This is a genomic window from Candidatus Krumholzibacteriia bacterium, assembly GCA_035649275.1.
GTDB lineage: Bacteria > Krumholzibacteriota > Krumholzibacteriia.
In genome coordinates, this window is the sequence record DASRJW010000092.1 from 1 (window position 1) to 8,853 (window position 8,853).

An 8,853-nucleotide genomic window follows, 5' to 3' on the forward strand; every position below is an offset into this window, starting at 1 on the left:
ACCGGGCGGTGGTGTTGGCCCGGCCCGATCCTTGGCAGCTGACCGGGGCGTTCCACCACGGGGACGGCGCGGGCCATGCCTGGCTGTGCGGCGCCGAGAGCGGCGAGCTGCCGGCCATGACCGCCGCCGAGTTGCAGAGCGATTGGCTCCGGCTCGGCAACGGTGGCCACGCCAGCATCTGGTCGTGGATGGAGGCGGAAGTGGCCGAAGATGGGAGCGCCCGCGATGGCGGGAGGATCGAGATCCAAGCGGAGGGCGAGAGCGCTTGGAGCGCACTGCTGCCGGAAGGTGGCTATTCCCATGCCTTCGCCGCCGAAGACAACACCAACCCGCTCGGCCCGGGCGCCGCCTGCCTCTCCGGCCGCGAGAGTGCCTGGCGGCAGCTGCACTTCGATCTCACCCCGTGGAACGGACAGCGCGTGCGCCTGCGCTTCCTCTTCGGGAGCGATGCCAGCGTCGCGGCGACCGCGCATCGCGGCTGGCTGCTCGACGACTTCGTCGTCGTGCCCGGTGCCGTGGACCCCACCGACGCCGAGGAGGCTCTGCCTTCCCGGCTGCAGCTGCAGGTCGGGCCCAATCCCTTCCACCCGAATCTCAACTTCCAGGTGCAAGTGCCGCCGCAGCTGGGGCGTCTGCAACTCGAAGTCCTCGATGCCCGGGGCCGCGTGCTCCGCCGCCTCCTGGACGCGCCGCTGCCGGCCGGGGAGCACCGGCTGCGCTGGGATGGCCGGGATGCCGCTGGCCTCGCCGCCGCCGCGGGTGTTTATTACTATCGCCTGCTCTGGGCGGGCGGCCTGGAAACCGGCAAGGTCGTCCTGGTACGCTGACGCCCGCATCGCGCCGGCCGTGCTCCGGAACCGTCTGCGGCCGGAGTGTTCGTCTGCATCCGGGGAGACCTTCCTTGCCAGGAGCTTCGCACTTCCTCGGCGCGCGCCGGGGCTGCCTCCTCGTCGTGCTTCTCTGCCTCACGGGCTGTGTCGATCGTTTCGCCACGGACATCCCGATGGAGTTCCATCAGCTCCTGGAGGAGAAGTACGTGGGCAAACACGCCTGGACCCGTCTCACCATGCAGCACGAGAAGAAAAACGTGAAGATCGAGCAGGATCAGGAGGTACTGATCACCGAGCTCGGACTACACCGCGCCGGCTCGGTCACCATCGAAACGCTGGATGGCAAGATCCGGGTCGTCTTTCCCTTCAACCTCGACCGGCCGCTGTCGCTGGAACACTACGAACGGGCCCTGCTCGACGCCCTCTGGCTCGACTCCCCCGAGACCCGTTACGCCGCCAACAAGGAGAAATACGGCGCCCGCATCGCCGACGCGGTGCGGGACCACAAGATCCTGCCGGACATGCCGATCGTGGTCGCCTACCTGTCCTGGGGAGCGCCGACCAAGGTAGTTCCTACCAAGCGCGGCCAAGACGAGCGCTGGGAATACAACACCGCCAACCTCAAGAAAGCGGTCATCGAGTTCCGTAGCGGTAAGGTGGCCAAGTCCGACGGGGAAAACATCGGCGACACCGAAGCCGCCACCAAGCGCAAGCGCTTGCGCCGCACCTCGTGAGCGCGCACCGATGACGAAGATCCCCGAGGAATTGGTGCGGGCCCTGCCGAAGACCGACCTGCACCTCCACTTGGACGGCTCGCTCCGCCTGGAGACCATGCTCGCCCTGGCCCGGGAGCAAGGCATCCGCCTGCCCGCCACGGAACCCGAGTCCCTCGCCCGGCTGGTGCGGATGGGAGCAGGGGAACGCAGCCTGGAGCGCTATCTCGCCGCCTTCGACTACACTCTCGCGGTGCTGCAGGAGAAGGAAGCGATCGAGCGCTGCGCCTACGAGCTCGCCGCGGACTGCGCCGCCGAGAACGTGCGCTACATCGAGGTGCGTTTCTCCCCGATCCTGCACACCCGCCACGGCCTGTCGTTGAAGGATTCCGTCGAGGCCGTGCGTGAAGGCTTGTGGCGTGCTGAACGCGAGCTCGGCATCCAGACCGGGATCATCATCTGCGGCATCCGCCACATCAACCCGGAGAGCTCCCTCGTCCTGGCGCAGCTGGCCTTGGAGTACAAGGGGGCCGGCGTGGTGGGTTACGACCTCGCCGGCGCGGAGGAGCATTTCCCCGCCAAGAAGCACCGCGAGGCCTTCTTCCTCATCCTCAACAACAACATCAACTGCACCGTGCACGCCGGCGAAGCCTTCGGGCCTTCCTCCATCGCCCAGGCCGTGCACTACTGCGGCGCCCACCGCATCGGCCACGGCACCCGGCTGCGCGAGGACCCGGATCTCATGGCCTACGTCAACGACCATCGCGTCGCCTTGGAGATGTGCCTGTCGAGCAACGTGCACACCGGCGCCATCCAGAGCCTCGCCGACCACCCGATCAAGGAGTACCTGGACGCCGGCTTGCGGGTGACGCTGAACACCGACAACCGGCTCATGAGCAACACCTCGGTGACCCAGGAATTCCTCCTGGCCGTGGAACACTGCGGCCTGACGCTGCACGACATCGAGGACATCGTCCTCTACGGCTTCAAGAGCGCCTTCCTGCCGCTCTTGCGCAAGAAGGAGCTCCTGGGCAACGTGGTCCGGGAGATCCGTGCGCTGACGGCGCCCTATCATCCGCGGGGCGACGAGCACGAGGCCAACATCTGACCACGCCAGGCCGGCCGCCTGGGGGTCACCTCTTGCCGCCCGGCGAGCGCGCGGACAGCGCCGCCGCGGCTGCCGACTGCGGGACACACCCCGGCGCGCCTCGGCCTTCCCCGCCTGGGGACCGCATTTCCCTGTGAATGCATCTTGCTGTACTCGGCGACAGAGGCCGACGCGGCGCCCGTCCCGGTCAACTTCTAGCCGGGACGGCGGGGAACGCCTTGTCCCGCTTTCCACGCCGGCGTCCGGAGGTTCGAGGGTCGCCGCGGCCACCCTGCTGCCAGCGTCCCTGCACCGCGCCACCACACGGCGCCGCGCCCGGAAGGAACGGATTCCATGCTCTCCGACGAACTCGACGCCGATTCCGTGCGGGTGGCAGAGGTGCCGGAGACGCTTCCGGCGCTGCCCGTGAGCGACGCCGTCATCTTCCCCCACATGCTGGTGCCCCTCGTGGTCTCGGACCGCAAGCTCATCCTCCTGGCGGAGGACGTCCTCGCCGGGCCGAAGCTCTTCGGCGCCTTCACCCAGCGGCCGCCCGAGATGCTCGAGGGCGGCGAGGAGCTGGAGAGCATCCATCGCGTGGGCACGATCGTGGCGGTGAGCAAGACCATGCGCTTTGCCGACGGCTCCATGCGCATCCTCGGCAAGGGCATCTGCCGCGCCGAGATCCAGGGTCTCGCTTCCAGCGACCCGTACCTCACGGTGCAGCTGCGCTGTCATGCCGACGCCGCCGGAACGCCGCGGCGGCTGCGGCCGCTGATGAGCCAGGTGCTGCGCTCGTTCACCAAGCTCGTGGATGGTTCGGAGAACTTGCCGGGGGAGATGAAGTCGCTGGCGGCACGCACCACCGACGCCGGGGCGCTGGCGGATCTGGTGGCGGCGAACGTGGATTTCCGCGTTGCCGAGAAGCAGCAACTGCTGGAAGCCCTGAACGTGGGCGAGCGCTTGGAGAAGCTGGCGCAGATGCTGGCGCACGAGCTGCAGGTGCTCAAGATCGGCGAGAAGCTGCAGAGCGACATCCGCGAGGAGATGGACAAGGAGCAGCGCGAGTACTACCTGCGCCAACAGATGAAGGCGATCCGCAAGGAGCTCGGGGATCCCGAGGATGGCACCTCGGAGATCGACGAGCTGCGCTCTCGCATCCAGTCCCACGCCATGCCCGACGAGGCGCGGGAGGTCTCCCTCAAGGAGCTGGAGCGGCTGGCGCGGATGTCGCCTGCTTCCGCCGAATACACCGTGGCCAAGACCTACATCGACTGGATCCTGGACCTGCCGTGGAGCCAGGCCACGGAGGATCACCACGATTTACGCCGGGCGGCCCGCATCCTCGACGAGGATCATTACGATTTGCACAAGGTGAAGGAGAGAATCCTCGAGTTCCTGGCGGTGAAGAAGCTGAAGAAGGACATGCAGGGGCCGATCCTCTGCCTGCTCGGCCCGCCGGGAGTGGGGAAAACCAGCCTGGGACGCAGCGTCGCCCGCAGTCTGGGCCGCGAGTTCGTCCGCGTCGCCTTGGGCGGCGTGCGCGACGAAGCCGAGATCCGCGGCCACCGGCGCACCTACGTCGGGGCCATGCCGGGGCGGATCATCCAGGGCCTGAAGACGGCGAAGTCCAACAACCCGGTGTTCATGCTGGACGAGATCGACAAGGTGGGCGCGGATTTCCGCGGCGATCCCTCGGCCGCCTTGCTCGAGGTGCTCGACCCGGCGCAGAACCATGCTTTCTCCGACCACTATCTCAACCTGCCCTTCGATCTCTCCAAGGTGCTGTTCGTGGCCACCGCCAACACCTTGGACACCATCCCGCACGTGCTGCGCGACCGGCTCGAGGTGCTCGAGATCCCGGGCTACACCAACGGCGAGAAGCTGGAGATCGCCAAGCGCTACCTGGTGCCGCGGCAGATGCAGGCGCACGGCATCGTGGCCGCCCACTTGCGCTTCACCGACGCGGGCTTGATGACGGTGATCGCCGACTACACCCGCGAGGCCGGTGTCCGCCAGCTGGAGCGCTGCGTCGGTACGGTGTGCCGGCGGGTGGCGCGGGGCGTCGCCGCCGGGAGGAAGTCGTTGCGGAAGCTGCGCCGGGACAACGTCCACGACTTCCTCGGGGCGCCCGCCTACCTGTCGCCGGCGGCACTCCGCCGCAGCGAGGTGGGGGTGGCCACGGGGATGGCGTGGACGCAAACCGGGGGCGAGATCCTCTTCATCGAAGCGGTGAAGATGCCCGGCAAGGGCGCTCTCAAGCTCACCGGTTCGCTGGGCCAGGTGATGCGTGAATCCGCCGAAGCGGCGCTCTCTTTCCTGCGCTCCCGTGCCGGCGCCGCCCGCGTCGGTCACGAATTCTTCGCCCGCAACGACTTCCATATCCACATCCCCGCCGGGGCGACTCCCAAGGACGGTCCCTCGGCAGGAATCACCATCGCTACGGCCTTGGCTTCTCTCGTGTATGGTATCCCCGTGCGGAGCACCGTGGCGATGACCGGCGAGGTGACTCTCACCGGCAAGGTGCTGCCCGTAGGGGGAGTGCGTCTGAAGCTGCTCGCGGCCTTCCGGGCCGGCATCCGCGAGATCGTTTTGCCGCGGCAGAACGAGAAAGATCTCGAGGAAGTGCCGCAGGAGGTGCTGGAGAAGCTCGAGATCCACTACGTCGAAGGGGTCGACGAAGTGCTCGATCAGGCCCTGGTGCAGCCTCCGCCCAGGGCCCGGGGCTCGGCGCCCAAGGTGGGGGAACGGCGCGCCGCGACGCGCACGTGAGGGGGATCCGGTGGGCGAACCGGCCTACAAGGCACAAATCGTACAACCTCTCTCGCGCTGGCTGCGGCTGGTGCCGAGTACCCAGTCTTTCCACCTCCCCCTCGTGGGTCCAGAGGGGGGAAGGGTGCTCTTCGTGCAGAGCGGCGACCTCACGGATCTGCTGTTCGCCGCCCCTGTCCTCACCGGCCTGCAGCGGACCTACCCGCGCTGCCGCGTCGGCGTCCTCGTGCAAGAGGATGCGAGCGAGCTGATCCGCCACCACCCGCACGTGCACGACATGCTCCTCTACCGCCCCGGGCAGATGCGTCTCGCCCATCCGGCCTTCTTCCGTCTGGTGCGCCAGCTGCGCCGGCGCGCCTACGACATGATCATCCACATGGGGGAGTCGCCCCCGCCGTCGCACGAGGTCTTGGGCTACCTGAGCGGCGCCCCGGTGCGTCTCGGGCCAGCACGGGAACGAAGCTATCCCTACGTGAACTGCGAGCTGCGCTGGAACCCGGAGAAATCGGGTTACGAGGGCCGGCGTCTGGCGGAAGTGTGCGGGCTCCTCGGGGTGCAGCCGGAGGAAGACCTGCGCACCGCCGTGCTCACCGAGCAGGACCTGCGTTTCGCCCGGCAGCTCGTGCACTTCCGCAAGCCCCGGGCCGACCAGCTCCTCATCGGCGTCGATCCGGGGAAGGGCAAAGCCAACACCCGCGTCTTGGATCGGACCCTCGCCTACCTCTTGCACGCGATCTACCAGCGCTACCGCTCCAAGGTCATCGTTCTCGCCACCCCGGAGGAAGACGAAGCGGCGCAGCGCTTCGAGCAAGGACTGCAGTGCGAGCGCATCGAGCTGCCGCGGCACAACGTGAAGGACGTCGTGGCGCTGCTTTCCCAGTGCGACCTCTTCCTCGCCGGCAACACCAACCTGCTGCATTTCGCCGTCGCCTTCGGCGTCCCCACCCTCGGGCTCTTCACCGAGCGAGACGACCCGCGCTGGACGCCTCCCGAGGCCGGGCATTTCTCCGTCCTCCAGGGCCAGCGGGGGACGCGGCTCTCCCTCGAGACCTTCCTCGCCCAGGTGGAGCGCCTGCTCTCCCTTCCTGCCCGGCGCTGAGCCCGAGGCCATGGGGGGGAAGGGGCCCCAACCCGGCGCTGCCTCTCAAGGCCCGGCGGCCGAAACCCCTGGCTCCGCTCGGGGCCGGAGGCTATCCTGGCTTCGATGTCGACCTCCCTCCGGCTCCTCGGAGCCCTCCGACCCTACTGGAAGAGCCTGACGCTGACCGCTTGTTGCATCGGCGTTTACGCCCTCCTTTCCGGGGTCTCGGTGCTGGCGGTTTCGCCCTTCGTCCGCATCCTCCTGGAGCACCCGGCCCAGCCGCCCGCCGGGGTGAGTGCTCCGGCCGCTCCAGGAAGCTTGCCGGGCTTGCCGGCGACGGGGCAGGCGCTCCTCGGCGCCCTGCGGCACCGCGCCGAAGCTTTCCTCCTGGCGGGAGACCGGGTGCACGCCCTCGGGCGCTTCTGCCTCGTGCTCCTCGGTCTCTTCTTGCTCAAGAACTTCTTCCACTACGCCCAGACCTATCTGACCAATCATCTGGAGCAGAGCACGCTGCGGGACCTGCGGCTGCAGCTCTTCCGCCACATCATCGAGATGCCTCTCGGGGTTTTCGCCCGGGAACGCTCCGGCACCTTCATCTCTCGCCTGGTGAACGACGTGAGCTTGATGCGCATCGCTCTCGCCGGTGGCGCCCTGTCCTTGTTCCGCAACATCCTCATGCTCGGCGTCGCCCTCGCCATCTTGGTGTCGGCGTCGTGGAAGCTGGCTCTCCTCGCCTTCCTGGTGCTGCCCCCCAACGCCTTCCTCATCGCGCGGCTGGGGAAGCGGCTGCGGCGCCGCAGCGGCCACGCGCAGGAGCGCATGGCCGACATGGCGAGCGTGGTGCAGGAAAGCGTCGCCGGCGCCCGCATCCTCAAGGCCTTCGGAATGCACGCCTTCGAAGTGGCTCGTTTCGCAAAGTACAGCAACGATTATTTCAAGTCCTACATGAAGGTGCGGCGCCTGCAGTCCATGGCGTCGCCGCTCTCGGAAATGGTCGCCGTCTTGGCCCTCGTGGCGATCCTCTGGTTCGGCGGCCGGCTCGTGCTCACCGGCGAGCTGGCGGCAGACCGCCTCTTCCTCTTCCTCACCGCGATGCTGTGGCTGGCGGAACCGGTGAAGGCGCTCATCGGGGTGCACAACACCATGCAGGAGGGCCTCGCCGCGGCGGAACGCGTCTACCAGCTCTTCGATCTGCCGCTGGAGCCGCCGCGGCACCGCGGCCGAGCGGCGCGCTTCGAGACCGAGCTGCGCTTCGAGAAGGTGAGCTTCGCCTACGAGCCCGGGCGCCTGGTCCTGCAGGAGGTCGACCTCGTCGTCCGCCCGGGACAGGTGGTGGCGCTAGTCGGTCCGAGCGGCGCGGGTAAATCCACCTTCATGGACCTGGTGCCACGCTTCATCGAGCCGACGAGCGGCCGGGTGTTGCTCGACGGCGTCGATGTCCGCGAGCTGTCGCTCGATTCGCTGCGCGCCCTGCTCGGCATGGTGACCCAGGAGGTCATCCTCTTCAACGACACCGTGCGCGCCAACATCGCCTACGGCATGCCCGAGGTGGACGAGGAGGCCCTGGTGGCGGCGGCGCGCGCCGCCAACGCCCACGACTTCATTGCCCGCTTGCCCCGCGGCTACGACACTCCGGTGGGGGAACGGGGCATCATGTTCTCCGGCGGCGAGCGCCAGCGGCTCGCCATCGCCCGCGCCATCCTGCGGGATCCGCGCATCCTCATCTTCGACGAGGCCACCTCCAATCTCGATGCTCGCAGCGAACAACTCATCCAGGAGGCGATGGAGCGTCTGGTGCGCGGGCGCACCACCTTCGTCGTCGCCCACCGTCTCTCCACGGTGCACCGGGCCGACGTCATCCTGGTGGTGGAGAAAGGCCGCATCGTCGAGAGCGGCACGCACGGGGAATTGCTCGCCGCCGCCGGCTCGTACGCCCGCTTGCACCAGCTGCAGGGTCACTGATGTCGCCGCCGCCCCGGCTCTTGGCTGTAGCGCCGAGCTGGCTCGGCGATGCGGTGCTGGCCCTGCCCGCCCTCGCGCTGCTGCAGTCCGCCGGCGTCGAGGTCGAGGTGTTGGCGCGGCAGGGGACGGAACGCGTCTTCGCCGACACCGTGCCCGCAGCTCAGGTGCATCCCGTGTCGTCCACGAGCCGGTGGCGGCGCCTAAGGAGCGTGCTCGGCTTGCGCCGGCGCGGCTACGCTGCGGCCGTCGTCCTCCCGCCCTCGTTTTCCGCCGCCCTCCTCGCCGGCGCGAGCGGTGCGCCGGTGCGTCTCGGCGCTCGCCAGAGCGGCCGCAGCTGGCTGCTCACCCACGGTGTGCAGCCTGTGGGACGCTCGGTGCATCTCGCCGAAGGCTACTTGCGCCTGGCCC

The 8,853-nt window shown here is 68.4% G+C and carries 7 protein-coding genes; all 7 read left to right on the forward strand.

The annotated features are described in order from the left end of the window. Positions 1–827, forward strand: an 827-nt coding sequence (locus VFE28_09205) for a FlgD immunoglobulin-like domain containing protein (GenBank protein ID HZM16166.1), incomplete at its 5' end; no start/stop codon positions are given. Positions 828–901: 74 nt separating this feature from the next. Further along, the gene (locus VFE28_09210) at positions 902–1,564 is read left to right on the forward strand and encodes a hypothetical protein (protein HZM16167.1); all 663 of its coding nucleotides are present in this window, start codon (positions 902–904) and stop codon (positions 1,562–1,564) included. Positions 1,565–1,574: 10 nt separating this feature from the next. After that, complete coding sequence (gene add / locus VFE28_09215; protein HZM16168.1) at positions 1,575–2,651, forward strand: adenosine deaminase; 1,077 nt, start codon at positions 1,575–1,577, stop codon at positions 2,649–2,651. Between the two features lie 333 nt (positions 2,652–2,984). Continuing rightward, positions 2,985–5,402: an endopeptidase La gene (gene lon, locus VFE28_09220; GenBank protein ID HZM16169.1), complete on the forward strand. Its 2,418-nt coding sequence runs from the start codon at positions 2,985–2,987 to the stop codon at positions 5,400–5,402. A gap of 124 nt (positions 5,403–5,526) precedes the next feature. Next, positions 5,527–6,501 carry a glycosyltransferase family 9 protein gene (locus VFE28_09225; GenBank protein HZM16170.1) on the forward strand — a complete coding sequence of 325 codons (975 nt, stop codon included), beginning with the start codon at positions 5,527–5,529 and terminating at the stop codon, positions 6,499–6,501. 105 nt (positions 6,502–6,606) lie between these two features. Further along, positions 6,607–8,445, forward strand: coding sequence for an ABC transporter ATP-binding protein (locus tag VFE28_09230; protein HZM16171.1), 1,839 nt, complete (start codon positions 6,607–6,609; stop codon positions 8,443–8,445). Further along, a partial coding sequence (locus tag VFE28_09235) for a hypothetical protein (GenBank protein HZM16172.1) occupies positions 8,445–8,853 on the forward strand: 409 nt, incomplete at its 3' end. The genes VFE28_09230 and VFE28_09235, both read left to right, overlap by 1 nt.

What these genes read in the sequence shown, in the direction of transcription:
- lon (HZM16169.1), top strand. Translation starts at nt 2,985, where the DNA reads ATGCTCTCCGACGAACTCGACGCCGATTCCGTGCGGGTGGCAGAGGTG.
- VFE28_09230 (HZM16171.1), top strand. Translation starts at nt 6,607, where the DNA reads ATGTCGACCTCCCTCCGGCTCCTCGGAGCCCTCCGACCCTACTGGAAG.
- add (HZM16168.1), top strand. Translation starts at nt 1,575, where the DNA reads ATGACGAAGATCCCCGAGGAATTGGTGCGGGCCCTGCCGAAGACCGAC.